The organism is Geodermatophilus sp. SYSU D00867 (genome assembly GCF_054050315.1).
In genome coordinates, this window is sequence record NZ_JBJGZC010000014.1 from 11,868 (window position 1) to 25,227 (window position 13,360).

Consider the following 13,360-nt stretch of genomic DNA (forward strand, 5'->3'; position numbering starts at 1 on the left):
CCCCGTGCAGCTCACCCACCCGCGCGCCGACGTCCGCACCCGCGGGGACGCCGGCGCTCCCGCCGTCGAGGTCACCGACCTGCGCCGCCGTCACGGCGCCGTCGAGGCCGTCCGCGGCATCAGCTTCGAGGTCCACCCCGGCGAGGTGTTCGCCCTGCTCGGCGTCAACGGCGCCGGCAAGACCTCCGCGCTGGAGGTGCTCGAGGGCCTGGCCCCGGCCTCGGGCGGCACCGTCCGCGTGCTCGGCGCCGACCCGGTGGCCGACCGCGCCGCCGTCCGCCCGCACCTCGGCGTGCTGCTGCAGTCCAGCGGCCTGCCCGCCGACCTCACCGTCCGCGAGACGGTGGCGACCTGGGCGGCCACGCTCACCGGACCCCGGCCGGTGGCCGAGGCCCTGGAGCAGGTCGACCTGACCGGCCGCGCCGACGTCCGCGTGCGCAGCCTCTCCGGCGGCGAGCGGCGCCGGCTCGACCTCACGCTGGCGCTGCTCGGCTCGCCGCGCGTCGTCGTCCTCGACGAGCCCACCACGGGGCTGGACCCCGAGAGCCGCCGCGCGGTGTGGGAGCTGGTCCGCCGCCGCGTGGCCGGCGGCGCCGCGGTCGTGCTCACCACGCACCACCTCGAGGAGGCCGAGGAGCTCGCCGATCGGATCGCGGTCATGCGGGCCGGCCGGATCGTCCTCTCCGGCACCGCGGCCGAGATCGCCGCCACCCGGCCCGCCACGGTCCGCTTCACCCTGCCGGCGGCGGCCCCCGGGCTGCCGGCCGTCCCCGGCGCCGAGGTCGTGGCCACGACGCCGCGGGTCGTGCTGCACACCCGCGCGCTGCAGCCCGTCCTCACCCGCCTGCTGGCCTGGGCCGACGAGCACGGGCTGGTCCTCGGCGACCTGCAGGCCCGCGCCGCCTCGCTCGAGCAGGCCTTCCTCGCCGTCGCCGACGGCGCCGACCCGTCCTGACCGCACGATCCGGGAGGAGCCCCCGATGACCGCCACCACCGCGCCCGCCCCGTCCCGCCTGCAGCGGGTCGCCGCGCTCGCCGGCGCCGAGACCCGGCTGCTGCTGCGCAACCGCACCGCCGTCGTCAACTCGCTGCTGCTGCCGCTGTTCCTCGTCGCGTTCGTGCCCGTGGCCGGGCTCGGCGGCGACGGGCCGCTGGGCCCGCGCCTGGTCGTCACCGCGTTCGCCGTGACCCTGGTCTTCCTCACCTACCACAACCTGGTGACCACCTACGTCGCCCGCCGCGAGGAGCTGGTGCTGCAGCGGATGCGCAGCGGCGAGCTCACCCCCGGCGAGGTGCTGCTGGGGACCGCCGTCCCCACCCTGCTGGTGACCCTCGCGCAGGTGGTCCTCGTGCTGGCCGGCACCGCCGTGATCGGGGAGTGGTCGGCTCCGACCGACGTCGTCCTGCCCCTGGTGGCCCTGCTCGGCGGGATGCTCCTGATGACGCTGCTGGCCGCGGCGAGCACCTCGTTCACCCGCACCGCCGAGAGCGCGCAGATCACCACGCTGCCGCTGGTGGTGCTCGCCTCGATCACCTCCGGCATCGTCGTGCCGCTGACCGCCTTCCCCGAGCAGGTCGCGCAGGTGGTGCGGCTGACCCCGATCGAGCCGGTCGTCGAGCTCGCCCGGCTGGGCCTGGCCGGGCAGACGTGGGACGGCCGGTCGGTCGACTGGGCCGGCGCCTGGGCCGCCGCGCCCCAGCCGCTGCTGGTCCTCGCGGCCTGGATCGCCGTCGCCGCCGCCGTGGCGCCCCGGGTCTTCCGGTGGGCGCCCCGCAGGTGAGTGACGCGGCCCCCGGCGGTCGGTACGGCAGCATGGGCGCCGTGCCGACCGTCGCGCGCTGGTGGCGGGACCGCTCGGACCCCCAGCGCCTGGACCTCTACACCCGCTGGTCGTTCTACGCCTGGCTCGGCCTGACGCCGGCGTGGGCGCTGCTGGTCGTCGCCGGTGCGGGTCTCGGCGACACCGGGACCGCGCGGCTGTACCTGGCCGGCTCGGTGCTCGTCGCCGTCACCACGGTGCTGCTCGCGCGGGCCGGGCTGGCCGCCCGCGCGACGCAGCGCCCGCTGCCCGGCCGCCCGCTGGTCGCCGCCGCGGCGGCCGCGGCGCTCGCCACCGCCCTCGGCGTGGCCGCGACCGTCGGCGCGGGCGCCGACCCCGAGGGCCGGTGGCTGGTGGTGCTGCCCCCGGCGATGCTGCTCACCGCGGTCTCCCCGGTGTGGACGTCGCGGGCGCTGGCCCGCGCCGCGGCCGTCGTCGGGCTGGGCGTCGGCGCGCTGGCGCTGGCGTCGGGGGAGGTCTGGCCGGCCGCGCTGGTGCTCGCGGTGACGTTCGCGGTCGCCGTCACGGGCCTCGTGCTCGCCTTCCGCTTCTCCGTGTGGGTGCTCGACGTCGTCGTCGCGATGGAGCGCAGCCGCGGCGTGCAGCTGCAGCTCGCCGTCGCCGAGGAGCGGCTGCGCTTCGCCCGCGACCTGCACGACGTCATGGGCCGCGACCTCTCGGCGATCGCGGTGAAGAGCCAGCTGGCCGGGGAGCTGGTGCGGCGGCAGCGGCCCGAGGCGGCCGACGAGGTCGCGGACATCAGCCGGATCGCCGAGCGGTCGCTGCGCGAGGTCCGCGACGTCGTCCGCGGCTACCGTAGCACCGACCTGGCCGGCGAGCTGGCCGGCGCCCGCTCGGTGCTGCGGGCGGCCGGCATCGCCTGCACGGTGCACGGCGAGGAGCACGGCGCCGCCCTGCCCGAGCCGGTGCAGGCGGCGCTGGGCTGGGTGGTGCGCGAGGCGGTCACCAACGTCCTGCGACACAGCTCCGCGGCCGAGTGCACGGTCACGCTGACGGCCGGGGACCCGGTGCGGCTGAGGGTGGAGAACGACGGCGCCGGCCGGGCCGGCGCCGGCTGGGGCAACGGACTGCGCGGGCTGTCCGAGCGGCTGGCGGCCGCCTCCGGCCGGCTGTCCGCGGGGCGGCACGGGGACCGGTTCGTCGTCGAGGCCCGGGTGCCCGCCCGGGCGGTGGAGGAGGTGCGGTGATCCGGGTGCTGCTCGCCGACGACGAGAACCTCATCCGCTCGGCGCTGGCGGCGCTGCTGGCGCTGGAGGACGACCTGGAGGTGGTCGCGCAGGCCGCCTCCGGCGACGAGGCGCTGGCCATGGCGCGGGCGCACGCCCCCGACGTCGCCGTCCTGGACCTGCAGATGCCCGACCTCGACGGCATCACCGTCGCCGCCCGGCTGGGATCGCTGGTGCCCGGCTGCGCGTCGGTCATCGTCACCGGGCACGGGCGCGCGGGGCACCTCAAGCGGGCGTTGGCGGCGGGCGTGCGCGGCTTCCTGCCCAAGACCGTGGCGGCGCCGGTGCTCACCGACGTCGTCCGGACGGTGGCGCGCGGCGGCCGCTACGTCGACCCGGAGCTGGCCGCCGAGGCCATCAGCGCCGGCGACAGCCCGCTCACGCCGCGCGAGGCCGACGTCCTGGAGCTGGCCGCGGGCGGCGCTCCCGTCGAGGAGATCGCCGCCCGCGCCCACCTGTCACCCGGGACGGTGCGCAACCACCTGTCGTCGGCCGCGGGCAAGCTCGGCGCGGCCAACCGGCACGCCGCCGTGGAGGTCGCCCGCCGCCACGGCTGGATCTAGCCCGCCGCCGCGGCCGGGATCAGCTGGCCTCGTTGCCGCCGCGCACCACGGAGTCGTCCCGCTGGGCGTCGTCGTCGGTGGTGAGGGTCGTGTCCTGCTCGCCGCCGTCGGACCGGTCCTCGCCGGGGACGCCGTCGACCATGTTGCTCGCGGTCGGGCCGTCGGTGGTGTCCGGGGACTCGCGGTAGCCGGTGTGCTCGGTCTCGCTCATCAGTCCGATCTCCCTCCGGAACGGGACGTGGGTCCCGGGACCTCGCCGGACGGGCCGTCCGTCCGGGCCCGGGCGACGTCGCTGTCGGCGCGTGCCGGCAGGTCGTCGCCGGAGGCGGCGTCCCGCTCGAGGGCCTCGTCGCGGGTGAGGGGGACGTCGTCGAAGCCGGTCCCGGTGCTGCTGTTGTCGCCCGAGCCCGACGCGGTCGGGACGCCCTGCTGGATGCGGTCGCTGCCCTGCGGGTCGGTCATGGTGCCTCCTGTCCGACGGCGCTGTCGCGGGAGGCCATGCCCGCCGTCGCCCCCGCGAAACGGACGACGGCCGCGGGCCGCGGTGAGGTCCTGGAACGGCCACCCCGCCGGGCCCGGCGCCGGGCGTGCGGGGCGTGGGGGGAAGGGGGTCCTCCTAGAACGCGCCCTCGGGGACCTCCATGAGCGCGTTGTCGGTGGCCTGGACGATGGCGCGCTCGCCGGCCAGGCGCGGCAGCACCTGGGTGGTGAAGAAGCGGGTGGCGGCGAGCTTGCCCTCGTAGAACAGGCGGTCCTTCCCGCTCACCTCGCCGGCCAGGGCGGCCAGCGCCACCTCGGACTGGCGGACCAGCAGCCACGCGGTGACCAGGTCGCCGACGGCCAGCAGCAGCCGGCTGGTGTTCTGGCCGACCTCGTAGAGCCTGGTCACGTCCTCCTGGGCGCCGGTGAGCTGCCCGAACATGGCGGCGAGCATCGCCTGGACCTCGCCGAGGGCGGTCGCGAGGTGCGCCCGCTCCTCCTTGAGCCGGCCGTTGCCGGCCTCGGCGTCGATGGTGGCCTGGATCTGCGAGGCCAGCCAGGTCAGCGCGACGCCGCCGTCCTTGACGACCTTCCGGAAGAAGAAGTCCTGGCCCTGGATCGCCGTCGTGCCCTCGTAGAGGGTGTCGATCTTGGAGTCCCGGATGTACTGCTCGATCGGGTAGTCCTGCAGGTAGCCCGAGCCGCCCAGGGTCTGCAGCGACTCCTGCGTGAGCAGCTGGGTGGCCCGCTCGGAGCCGAAGCCCTTGACCACCGGCAGCAGCAGGTCGTTGACGCGCGCGGCGAGCCTCGCCTCCTCGCCGTCGGCGGTGCCGGCGGCCTCGGCCTCGGTGACCCGGTCGCGGAAGCTCGCCGTGTACAGGTACAGCGCCCGCATGCCCTCGGCGTAGGCCTTCTGCAGCATCAGCGAGCGGCGCACGTCGGGGTGGTGGGTGATGGTCACCCGGGGGGCGTCCTTCGACGTCGCGGTGAGGTCGGCGCCCTGCACCCGCTCCTTGGCGAAGGCCAGCGCCTGCTGGTAGCCCGCCGACAGGGTGGCGATCGCCTTGGTGCCCACGAACATGCGGGCGTGCTCGATGACCTTGAACATCTGCGCGATGCCGTCGTGCACGTCGCCGACCAGCCAGCCCCTGGCCGGGACCGGCCCGTCGCCGAAGGTGAGCTCGCAGGTCGTGGAGACCTTGAGGCCCATCTTCTTCTCGACGTTGGTCACGTACACGCCGTTGCGCTCACCGAGCGCGCCGGTCCCGAGGTCGACGTGGAACTTCGGGACGACGAACAGCGACAGGCCCTTGGTGCCGGGCTTCGCGCCCTCGGGGCGGGCGAGCACCAGGTGGACGATGTTGTCGGACAGGTCGTGCTCGGCGGAGGTGATGAACCGCTTCACGCCGGTGACGTGCCACGAGCCGTCGGGCTGCTGCACGGCCTTCGTCCGGCCGGCGCCCACGTCGGAGCCGGCGTCCGGCTCGGTGAGCACCATGGTGGCGCCCCACCGGTGCTCGATCATCAGCTCGGCGAGCCGCTTCTGCTCGGCGTTGCCGAGCTCGTGCAGGACGGCGGCGAAGGCGGCCCACGCGCCGTACATGAACACGGCGGGGTTGGCGCCGAGCACCATCTCGAACGCGCCCCAGGTCAGCGCGTGCGGGGCGCCGAAGCCGCCGAGCTCCTCGGGCAGGTCCAGGCGGTACCACTCGCCGTCCTCGATGGCCCGCACCGAGCGCTTGAAGCTCTCCGGCAGCGTCACCGAGTGCGTGGCCGGGTCGAACACCGGCGGGTTGCGGTCGGCGTCGGCGAAGCTCTCGGCGATCGGACCCTCGGCCAGCCGCCGGATCTCGGCGAGCACGCCGCGCGCGGTCTCGGCGTCCATCTGCGCGAACGGGCCGGTGCCGAACCGGTCCTTGGTGTCGAGGAACTCGAACAGGTTGAACTCGAGGTCCCGCAGGTTCGCGGTGTAGTGGCTCATGCGGTCTGGCTCCGTTGCTCCGTACCGGGGGGACGGCGGGCAGGGGTGCCTACTCGCCGGTAACGAACGTTATTACCGGCGGGTAACCAGGAGCAAGGCCGCGGCCCGGGACACGCCCGCAGGGGTCAGGCGCGTCCCGGGCAGGGGTCAGCGGTTGCGGCGGCGGGCGCGCAGCACGAGGCCGGCCAGCGACGCGACGAGCGCCCCGAGCGCCGCGGCGATGAGCAGCGCCACCACCAGCGGCGCCTGCACGTCACCGAAGACGAGGCTGATCTGCACCGTCTGGCCGTTGAACACGACGAACAGCACCAGCAGGACGGTGACGAACAGCAGCAGGCCGAGGGCGAGGCCGCGGCCGACGGTGCGGCCGGCCGCCCCGGCGCGCGACGGCCCGGAGGGGCGGGGCGTCGCGGGGGAGGTGCCGGCGGGGGAGCCGCCGGCGGACGTCGACGGGGTGCCGTAGCCGCCGGCGGACGTCGACGGGGTGCCGTAGCCGCCGGCGAGCGGGTCGCTGCCGGGCGCGGACGTGCCGGACGTGGGGTACCGGGGGTCGGCGGGCGAACCGGGAGCAGTCATGATCACGGACTGTCCGCGGGACGGCTCCCTCAAACCGCGGACCCCGGGGTTCCGCTCGGGGAGCGGGGCCTCAGTCCCGGTGCGCGGCCGGCTCGGTCTCCGCCGGCGGCCAGGACGGGCCGGCGGCGCCGTCGGCCGGGCCGGTCGCCTCGGGGCCGTCGGAGTCGGGCGCCGGCGGGCCGGACGTGCTGCTGCCCAGCGGGCCGACGGAGCGGGGCTCGTCCGGCTCGGGCATCTTCTGCTCGCGGGTGCTCACCCGCCCGAGTCTGCGGCCCCGGCGGGCGGGCGGCGACCGGACGGCGTCAGTCGTCGAGCGCGGGGCCGGCCTCGTGCGCGGGGTGCCCGGCGGTGCGCTCGCGCTGCTTCATGCGCGCCTCGAACACGTGCCGGTCGCCGTCGGCCAGCTCCTCGCGGGCCCGCTCGTCGAAGGCGCGGAACACCGACCAGTAGTTCGCGTCGTAGTCCTCGACGATCTGGAAGGTCCACCGGTCGGCGATGACGTTGCGGCCCACGAGGTCGCGGTCGAGGTCGTCGGCGAGCTCGGTGTGCCCGGCCTTCCGGAACAGCTCCACCGCCTCCTGCAGGAGCAGGTCCGCCTTGCCGGAGTGCTGGTGGAAGCCGTAGAGCTGGCCCCGGGCCTGCTCGATCGTCTCCAGCGCCTCGGAGAGCTTGCCGAGGCCCTCGACGGTCGTGTCGTCCAGGTCGGGGCGGCTGCGGTCCACGGTCACCGGCCCATCCTGCGGGCCCGGGGCCGGGCCCGCCCGGCGAGCGGTGCGGCTCCCCGCCGGGCGCCGGGTCAGGCGGGGACGGCGACCGGCCCGGCGGGAACCGCGGCGGAGGCGGCGACCGCGAGGTCGGTGAGCTGCTCGGCCAGCGCGCGCCCGTGGGCGGCCGGGCCGTCGGGGCCGAGCAGGCCGCCGGAGAGGTACATGCCGTCGATGATCAGGTGGACCTGGGCGGCGAGGTCCTCCCCGAAGCCGGGCGCGACCTGCTCGGCCAGCCGCTCGAGGCGGGCGTGCAGCTCGAACTTGTAGTCGGCGGCCGCGCTGCGGGCCGGGTGCGCCGGGTCGTCGTACTCGCTGCTGACGTTGGTGAACGGGCAGCCGCGGAAGCCGGCGCGGGTGACGTCGGCGTCGACGTACTCGACGACGGCGAGCAGCGCGGCGCGCGGGTCGTGCTCGTGCAGCAGCAGGAGCTCGTCGACGTGCCCGAGCACCGTGGCCGCCTTGCGGGCCAGGTAGGCGCCGACCAGCTCGTCCTTGCTCTTGAACAGCCGGTAGACGGTCATCTTGCCCAGGCCCGTCTCGCGGACGAGCTCGTCCATGCCGACGCTGCGCGAGCTGCGGGCGGAGAACAGCCGCTCCGCGGTGTCGAGGACGATCGCCTCCCGCTCCGCGCGGCTGCGGCGGACCGGGGCGGGGCTGTCGGCGTCGGCGTCGGCGAAGGAGAGGGCGGCGGCGGTCACGCGGTGGATCGTGCCGCCTGCCGTGACGGATCAGTTCGCGGCACGCCGGGTGCCCGGCACGGCTGCGCGCTCGTGGGTGCCGAGGGGCGAACGCGCAGGTCGGGGCGGTGGTGAAGCGTGGGACCGCTGTGACGACGCGGCGGGCGCGTCAGGCGCGGCGGGTGCGGCGCGGGTTGGCCGGCAGCTGGACGACGCGCTCGGCGGCCGCCTGGGCGGCACCGGACCCCGGGGCCGGCGGGGTGCCGGTGGCGTCGTCGCGGATCCGGTCCTCGGGCCGCACCTCGGCCATGCGGGCCGGCCTGCCCCGCTCGGCCCGGGGGAACGGCCCCCGGCGGGGACCGCACCCGCCCGGGGGTGGGACGTCCGCCACCCCGGGGCGCGGCACGGCCGGGCCGTGCCGGGCCCCGGCCGGGACGGGTCCGTCCCGGTCAGACGTCGGGGCTCTCGGCCGGGCCGTCGCCCAGCGGCTGCCCCTCGGCGGGCTCCTCGGAGCGCGGGGTGCGCCCGGCGTCGCCCTCGTCGCCGGGCGGGTCGCCCTCCGCGCGCTCGGGCGTGCGCGGCGGCCGTTCGGGCTCGGTCACGGCGTCCTCCTCGGGATGCGGCGGTGCGGTCGGGGAGGCCTTGCCCACCTGCGCGCCCGCCAACCCCGGGTCAGTCCACGCGCACCGCCGCGGGCACCCGCGGCAGCACCGCCCGGACCGCGGCCGCGTCGGGCAGGGCGCCCCGCGCGCCCGGCCCGGTCGTCGACAGCGCCGCGGCCGCGACCGCCTCCCGCACCGCGCCCGCCAGGTCCGCGCCCCGCGCGAGGGCGGCGCCGAGCGCGCCGCACAGGCAGTCGCCGGCGCCGGTGGTGTCCACCGGCTCGACCGGCGGCGGCGCCTGCAGCAGCACCGGACCGTCCGCCGGCACCACGAGCGCGCCCCGGGCGCCCAGGGTCACCACGGTGGCCGCGGCGCCGAGGGTGCGGGCGAGGGCGGCCAGCTCCGTGGGCGCCCGCGGCCCCGGGTCCGCGCCGGCCAGCTGCACCAGCTCGTGCTCGTTGGGCACCAGCACCGCCACCCGCCGCAGCAGCTCCGGCGGTAGCGGCTGCGGCGGCGCGGGGGTGAGCACGACGGTGCCCGACGCCGCGTCCGCGGCCGCCCGCACGGTCGGCAGGGGCACCTCGAGCTGCAGGAGCACCACCGCGGCCCGCCGCACGGCCGGCACGTCGACGTCCTCCGGCGTCAGCTCCCCGTTGGCCCCGGGGACGACGACGATGAGGTTCTCCCCGCTGCCGTCCTCGACCGGGATCGTCGCCGAGCCGGTCGGGTGCCCCGGCGTCGGGAGGACCAGCGCGGTGTCCACCCCGGCGTCGGCCAGCGCCGCCCGCTGCCGCTCCCCGGCCGGGTCGTCGCCCACCCGGCCGACCATCGCCACCCCGGACCCGGCCAGCCGCCCGGCGGCCGCCGCCTGGTTGGCGCCCTTGCCGCCGGGGGCGAGCACCGCCGCCCGCCCGACGACGGTCTCGCCGCGGCCGGGCAGCCGCCCGACCGCGACCAGCACGTCCTCGTTGAGGCTGCCGACGACGGTGACGGACACGGGCGACCTCCGGGAGCGCGGTGACGACGGCGCTCAGTCTGCGGGCCGCACCCCGTCGTCCGGCGGGCCGGGCCGGTGGGCGGTGTCCGCGCGCCGCGCCCACAGCGGCAGCCCGTACCAGGTCGCCGTCCCGACGAGCAGGACGCCCACCCCGGCGACGACGCCCGGTCCGCGGCCCAGGGCGACGTCGAGGACGAGCAGCACGCCGGAGCTGATCGCCAGCACCAGCAGGGCCAGGCCCACCAGGAGCAGCCGGTCGCCGACCACGACGAGCACCGCCTTGCGCCGCCGGCGGAACACCAGCCGGTGGAAGGCGACCGGGGCGATGAGGGCGACCGTCGCCAGCGCCGAGGCCAGCAGCGTGACGGTGTACACGGTGAGCTGGAAGCCGTCGAGCTCGGTGAACCGCTGGGTGAAGGCCAGGCCGAGCAGGAAGGCGAACAGCACCTGCACGCCGGTGATCGCGACCCGCAGCTCCTGCAGCAGCTCGGCGAGGTTCCGGTCGAGGACCTGGTCGAGGCTCTCCCCGCGGGCCTCGGCGTTCTGGGTCGCGGTGGCGACGTCGATGCCGCCGGCGCGCCCGCGCGTCGTCGTCCTCCCGTCGCCGTCCCCACCCGGCACCACGGCCCCCGGGTACCCGGGACGGCGCCCGCCTACCCGGCCCGTGCCCGCGCGCCGTTTCCCGAGGTCGGCGCCGCGGTACCGCCCGGGGGAGACCGACCGAGGAGGGGCCGTGGCCGACGACGACCGGGACGCGATCAGGAAGGACTTCGACGGGGCGGTCAACATGAGCGCCTCGGAGCTGGAGCGGTGGCTGGCCACCGACGAGTCGCAGTCGGTGGGGCAGAAGAGCGGCGGGTCGGGGGAGTCCACCGGGCACGAGTCCGGACGGCGGATCGTCGAGCTCCTGCGCAAGGAGCAGGGCGACCTCACCGACGACGACTACGCGCACATGCGGAAGGTCCACGGCTACGTCCAGCGGCACCTGGCCCAGGAGCCGGCGAAGGAGGACGTCGAGGACTCCAGGTGGCGGTACTCGCTGATGAACTGGGGCCACGACCCGCTGAAGAAGGGCTGACCCCGCCCGTGCGCATCGACGACCCCCGCCGCAACGACCCGGCCCAGTACGACGACCTGGCCGACCAGTGGTGGGAGGTCTCGGGCGGCTTCGCCATGCTGCACTGGCTGGCCGCCCACCGGGCCCGGTACATCCCCCCGGCGCCGGGCCCCGGCGCCCTGCTGGTCGACCTCGCCTGCGGCGGCGGGCTCATGGCCCCGCACGCCGCCCGCCTGGGCTACCGGCACGTCGGCGTCGACCTGGGTGCCGCCGGGCTGGCGGTGGCCGCCCGGCACGGGGTGTGCGCCGTCCGCGGCTCGGTGCTCGCGGTGCCGCTGCGGGACGGGTGCGCCGACGTCGTCGTGGCCGGGGAGATCCTCGAGCACGTCACCGACGACGTCGCGGTGCTCACCGAGGCCGCGCGGCTGCTGCGCCCTGGCGGCACGCTGGTCATCGACGCCATCGCCGCGACCCGGCTGGCGGAGCTGATCGCCGTCCGGCTCATGGAGCGCGTCCCCGGCGGGCCGCCGCCGGGCATCCACGACCCCGCCCTGTTCGTCGACCGGCGCCGGCTGCTCGCCGCCGCCGACGGCCTCGGCCTGGACCTGCGGCTCGTGGGGCTGCGGCCGTCGGTGCGCGACCTGGTCGCCTGGCGGCTCGGCCGGCGTGACGTCGTCCGCATGCGCGAGCTGCCCACGACGGCGGTGCTGTTCGCCGGCCACGGCCGCCGGCGCGACGCTGCGCGTCCGCCGGGTGACGGCACGCCACCCGAGGAGCGCCGCACCGCCTCCGCCCGTACGGTCGGGGCGTGATCGCCTCGCTGAGCAGCGCGTTCCCCCGGGGGCCCCGCGGGTGAGCGCCGCCCTGCTGACCGGCGCCGGAGCCGCCCTCCCGGCGACCCTCGACCAGGACGCGGCGTGGGAGGGCTTCTTCGCCCGCCACTACGAGGGCGTCCGCGCCGCCCGGCGGATCTGGGCGAGCGCCGGCGTGCGCACCCGGCACGCGGTCGCCAACCCGGTCGACGAGGACCTCAGCCGGTGGAGCACCGGCGCGCGCATGGCCCGCTACGTGGAGGAGGCACTGCCGCTGGGGAAGCAGGCGGTCGCCGGGGCGCTCGACGACGCCGGCCTCGCGCCGGGCGACGTCGGCCTGTTCGCCGTCGCCACCTGCACCGGGTACGCGACCCCCGGGCTGGACATCCGGCTGGCCAGCGACCTGGGCATGCCCGCCGGTCTGCAGCGGTTGCTGGTCGGGCACATGGGCTGCTACGCCGCGCTGCCCGGGCTGGCCGCCGTCGGCGACTTCGTGGCCGCGCGCTCGCGCCCGGCGGTGCTGCTGTGCTGCGAGCTGACCAGCCTGCACGTGCAGCCGGCGCAGCGGGACCTGGACCAGGTGGTCGCGCACGCGCTGTTCTCCGACGCCGCGGCCGCCGTCGTCGTCGAGCCCGGCGCCGCGCGCGGGCGGCGGCTGGCCGGCGTGGTGGCGCGCACCGACCCCTCGACGGCCGACCACATGACCTGGGACGTCACCGACCTCGGCTTCCGCATGGGCCTGTCCCCGCGGGTGCCCGACGTGCTGTCCCGGCACGTGGGCGACGTCGTCGCGGAGCTGCTCGACGGCGCGGGCCTGCGGGTCGAGGACGTCGCCGGGTGGGCGGTGCACCCCGGGGGCCCGCGGATCATCGACGTCGCCCGCGACGAGCTCGGCCTCGCCGAGGCGCAGGTCGCGGCGTCCCGCCGGGTGCTGGCCGAGCACGGCAACTGCTCCTCGGCCACCGTGCTGCTCGTCCTCCAGGAGCTCGGCGACGTCGACGGTCCGGTGGTCGCGATGGCCTTCGGACCGGGGTTGACCCTGTACGCAGCGTTGCTCCTGCCGATCTGACCTCGCAGGACCCTCCGTTTCCGCACTACCCTCTGTGATCCTGATCACGATCGTGGAGGGGGGGCGGTCATGGTCACCGGTGCGTCCGTCCGCGTGTTCCTGGTCGACGACCACGAGGTGGTGCGTCGGGGCGTGGCCGAGGTCCTCGAGGACGACCCGGGGCTGGCGGTCGTCGGCGAGGCGGGCAGCGTCACCGAGGCCCTGGCCCGCTGCCCGGCGGTCCGGCCCGACGTCGTCCTCGTGGACATGCGGCTGCCCGACGGCGACGGCGCCGAGCTGATCCGCGAGCTGGGGGAGCGGCTGCCCGGGGTCCGCTGCCTGGTGCTGTCCAGCTACGCCGACGAGGCGGCCGTCGCCGCGGCCGCGTCGGCGGGGGCGGCCGGCTACGTCGTGAAGCAGGTGCGCGGCGCGGACCTGGTCTCGGCGGTGCACACGGTCGCGGGCGGCGGCACGCTGGCGGGCTGGCCCGGGCGGCGGCCGGGGTCCGGGCCCGACGGCGACCGGCGCCTGGCCGCGCTCACCGAGCAGGAGCGCACCGTGCTCATGCTGATCGGGGAGGGGCTGACCAACCGGCAGATCGGCGAGCGGATGGGCCTGGCCGAGAAGACGGTCAAGAACTACACCAGCCACCTGCTGGCCAAGCTGGGGCTGGAGCGGCGCACCCAGGCCGCGATCCTGGCCACCGAGCTGCGCGGCCGCCGGTCCTCCTGAC

Annotated in this window: 19 protein-coding genes; 8 read left to right on the forward strand and 11 right to left on the reverse strand. The window is 76.9% G+C overall.

Annotated elements, in window-relative coordinates; all coding sequences use genetic code 11:
• The first annotated feature begins 4 nt into the window (after nucleotides 1–4).
• From ACI8AK_RS14410 to ACI8AK_RS14425, 4 genes are read left to right on the forward strand one after another with little or no spacing between them, the layout of a single operon-like run.
• Complete coding sequence (locus tag ACI8AK_RS14410) at nucleotides 5–955, forward strand: ABC transporter ATP-binding protein (RefSeq protein WP_387991955.1); 951 nt, start codon at nucleotides 5–7, stop codon at nucleotides 953–955.
• A 25-nt stretch (nucleotides 956–980) separates the two neighbouring features.
• Nucleotides 981–1,781, forward strand: a complete 801-nt coding sequence (locus ACI8AK_RS14415; protein WP_456956801.1) for an ABC transporter permease — start codon at nucleotides 981–983, stop codon at nucleotides 1,779–1,781.
• Between the two features lie 41 nt (nucleotides 1,782–1,822).
• On the forward strand, nucleotides 1,823–3,028 hold the full coding sequence (locus tag ACI8AK_RS14420) for a sensor histidine kinase (RefSeq protein WP_456903134.1): 1,206 nt from the start codon (nucleotides 1,823–1,825) through the stop codon (nucleotides 3,026–3,028).
• The gene (locus tag ACI8AK_RS14425) at nucleotides 3,025–3,630 is read left to right on the forward strand and encodes a response regulator (RefSeq protein ID WP_387991964.1); all 606 of its coding nucleotides are present in this window, start codon (nucleotides 3,025–3,027) and stop codon (nucleotides 3,628–3,630) included. Before ACI8AK_RS14420 ends, ACI8AK_RS14425 begins: the two co-directional genes overlap by 4 nt.
• Before the next feature lie 19 nt (nucleotides 3,631–3,649).
• On the opposite strand, the gene ACI8AK_RS14430 is transcribed toward ACI8AK_RS14425, so the two are convergent.
• The 11 genes from ACI8AK_RS14430 to ACI8AK_RS14480 all read right to left on the reverse strand — a co-directional run bounded on the left by ACI8AK_RS14430 (nucleotide 3,650) and on the right by ACI8AK_RS14480 (nucleotide 10,334).
• Nucleotides 3,650–3,841, reverse strand: coding sequence for a hypothetical protein (locus ACI8AK_RS14430; RefSeq protein ID WP_387991967.1), 192 nt, complete (start codon nucleotides 3,839–3,841; stop codon nucleotides 3,650–3,652).
• On the reverse strand, nucleotides 3,841–4,092 hold the full coding sequence (locus ACI8AK_RS14435) for a hypothetical protein (RefSeq protein ID WP_456903133.1): 252 nt from the start codon (nucleotides 4,090–4,092) through the stop codon (nucleotides 3,841–3,843). Before ACI8AK_RS14435 ends, ACI8AK_RS14430 begins: the two co-directional genes overlap by 1 nt.
• Before the next feature lie 154 nt (nucleotides 4,093–4,246).
• A complete protein-coding gene (locus tag ACI8AK_RS14440) occupies nucleotides 4,247–6,091 on the reverse strand; it encodes an acyl-CoA dehydrogenase (protein WP_456956803.1) in 1,845 nt (614 codons plus the stop codon).
• Between the two features lie 147 nt (nucleotides 6,092–6,238).
• The gene (locus ACI8AK_RS14445) at nucleotides 6,239–6,667 is read right to left on the reverse strand and encodes a lipopolysaccharide assembly protein LapA domain-containing protein (RefSeq protein WP_387991975.1); all 429 of its coding nucleotides are present in this window, start codon (nucleotides 6,665–6,667) and stop codon (nucleotides 6,239–6,241) included.
• Between the two features lie 70 nt (nucleotides 6,668–6,737).
• Nucleotides 6,738–6,923, reverse strand: a complete 186-nt coding sequence (locus tag ACI8AK_RS14450) for a hypothetical protein (RefSeq protein WP_387991978.1) — start codon at nucleotides 6,921–6,923, stop codon at nucleotides 6,738–6,740.
• Between the two features lie 46 nt (nucleotides 6,924–6,969).
• A complete protein-coding gene (locus tag ACI8AK_RS14455; protein ID WP_387991981.1) occupies nucleotides 6,970–7,395 on the reverse strand; it encodes a hypothetical protein in 426 nt (141 codons plus the stop codon).
• A 68-nt stretch (nucleotides 7,396–7,463) separates the two neighbouring features.
• Nucleotides 7,464–8,132, reverse strand: a complete 669-nt coding sequence (locus tag ACI8AK_RS14460) for a TetR/AcrR family transcriptional regulator (RefSeq protein ID WP_387991984.1) — start codon at nucleotides 8,130–8,132, stop codon at nucleotides 7,464–7,466.
• Between the two features lie 148 nt (nucleotides 8,133–8,280).
• Entirely contained in the window at nucleotides 8,281–8,421 is a 141-nt protein-coding gene (locus ACI8AK_RS14465; RefSeq protein WP_387991987.1) for a hypothetical protein, read from the reverse strand.
• Between the two features lie 139 nt (nucleotides 8,422–8,560).
• Complete coding sequence (locus tag ACI8AK_RS14470) at nucleotides 8,561–8,713, reverse strand: hypothetical protein (protein ID WP_456903129.1); 153 nt, start codon at nucleotides 8,711–8,713, stop codon at nucleotides 8,561–8,563.
• 70 nt (nucleotides 8,714–8,783) lie between these two features.
• Entirely contained in the window at nucleotides 8,784–9,710 is a 927-nt protein-coding gene (locus ACI8AK_RS14475) for a ribokinase (RefSeq protein ID WP_456956805.1), read from the reverse strand.
• 33 nt (nucleotides 9,711–9,743) lie between these two features.
• On the reverse strand, nucleotides 9,744–10,334 hold the full coding sequence (locus tag ACI8AK_RS14480) for a DUF6328 family protein (RefSeq protein ID WP_456956807.1): 591 nt from the start codon (nucleotides 10,332–10,334) through the stop codon (nucleotides 9,744–9,746).
• Between the two features lie 109 nt (nucleotides 10,335–10,443).
• Here ACI8AK_RS14480 and ACI8AK_RS14485 point away from each other — a divergent pair, with 109 nt between their 5' ends.
• The 4 genes from ACI8AK_RS14485 (at nucleotide 10,444) to ACI8AK_RS14500 (ending at nucleotide 13,359) form a co-directional block, all read left to right on the forward strand.
• Complete coding sequence (locus ACI8AK_RS14485) at nucleotides 10,444–10,788, forward strand: DUF3140 domain-containing protein (protein WP_387991996.1); 345 nt, start codon at nucleotides 10,444–10,446, stop codon at nucleotides 10,786–10,788.
• Between the two features lie 8 nt (nucleotides 10,789–10,796).
• Entirely contained in the window at nucleotides 10,797–11,579 is a 783-nt protein-coding gene (locus ACI8AK_RS14490) for a methyltransferase domain-containing protein (protein WP_456956809.1), read from the forward strand.
• 40 nt (nucleotides 11,580–11,619) lie between these two features.
• Entirely contained in the window at nucleotides 11,620–12,648 is a 1,029-nt protein-coding gene (locus tag ACI8AK_RS14495; protein WP_456956811.1) for a type III polyketide synthase, read from the forward strand.
• Between the two features lie 69 nt (nucleotides 12,649–12,717).
• Complete coding sequence (locus tag ACI8AK_RS14500; protein ID WP_456903125.1) at nucleotides 12,718–13,359, forward strand: response regulator transcription factor; 642 nt, start codon at nucleotides 12,718–12,720, stop codon at nucleotides 13,357–13,359.
• Nucleotide 13,360 lies beyond the last annotated feature (1 nt).

Coding starts and splice junctions, on each gene's coding strand:
- ACI8AK_RS14445 (WP_387991975.1), bottom strand. CDS start 6,667: ATGACTGCTCCCGGTTCGCCCGCCGACCCCCGGTACCCCACGTCCGGC.
- ACI8AK_RS14465 (WP_387991987.1), bottom strand. CDS start 8,421: ATGGCCGAGGTGCGGCCCGAGGACCGGATCCGCGACGACGCCACCGGC.
- ACI8AK_RS14430 (WP_387991967.1), bottom strand. CDS start 3,841: ATGAGCGAGACCGAGCACACCGGCTACCGCGAGTCCCCGGACACCACC.
- ACI8AK_RS14415 (WP_456956801.1), top strand. CDS start 981: ATGACCGCCACCACCGCGCCCGCCCCGTCCCGCCTGCAGCGGGTCGCC.
- ACI8AK_RS14500 (WP_456903125.1), top strand. CDS start 12,718: ATGGTCACCGGTGCGTCCGTCCGCGTGTTCCTGGTCGACGACCACGAG.
- ACI8AK_RS14440 (WP_456956803.1), bottom strand. CDS start 6,091: ATGAGCCACTACACCGCGAACCTGCGGGACCTCGAGTTCAACCTGTTC.
- ACI8AK_RS14435 (WP_456903133.1), bottom strand. CDS start 4,092: ATGACCGACCCGCAGGGCAGCGACCGCATCCAGCAGGGCGTCCCGACC.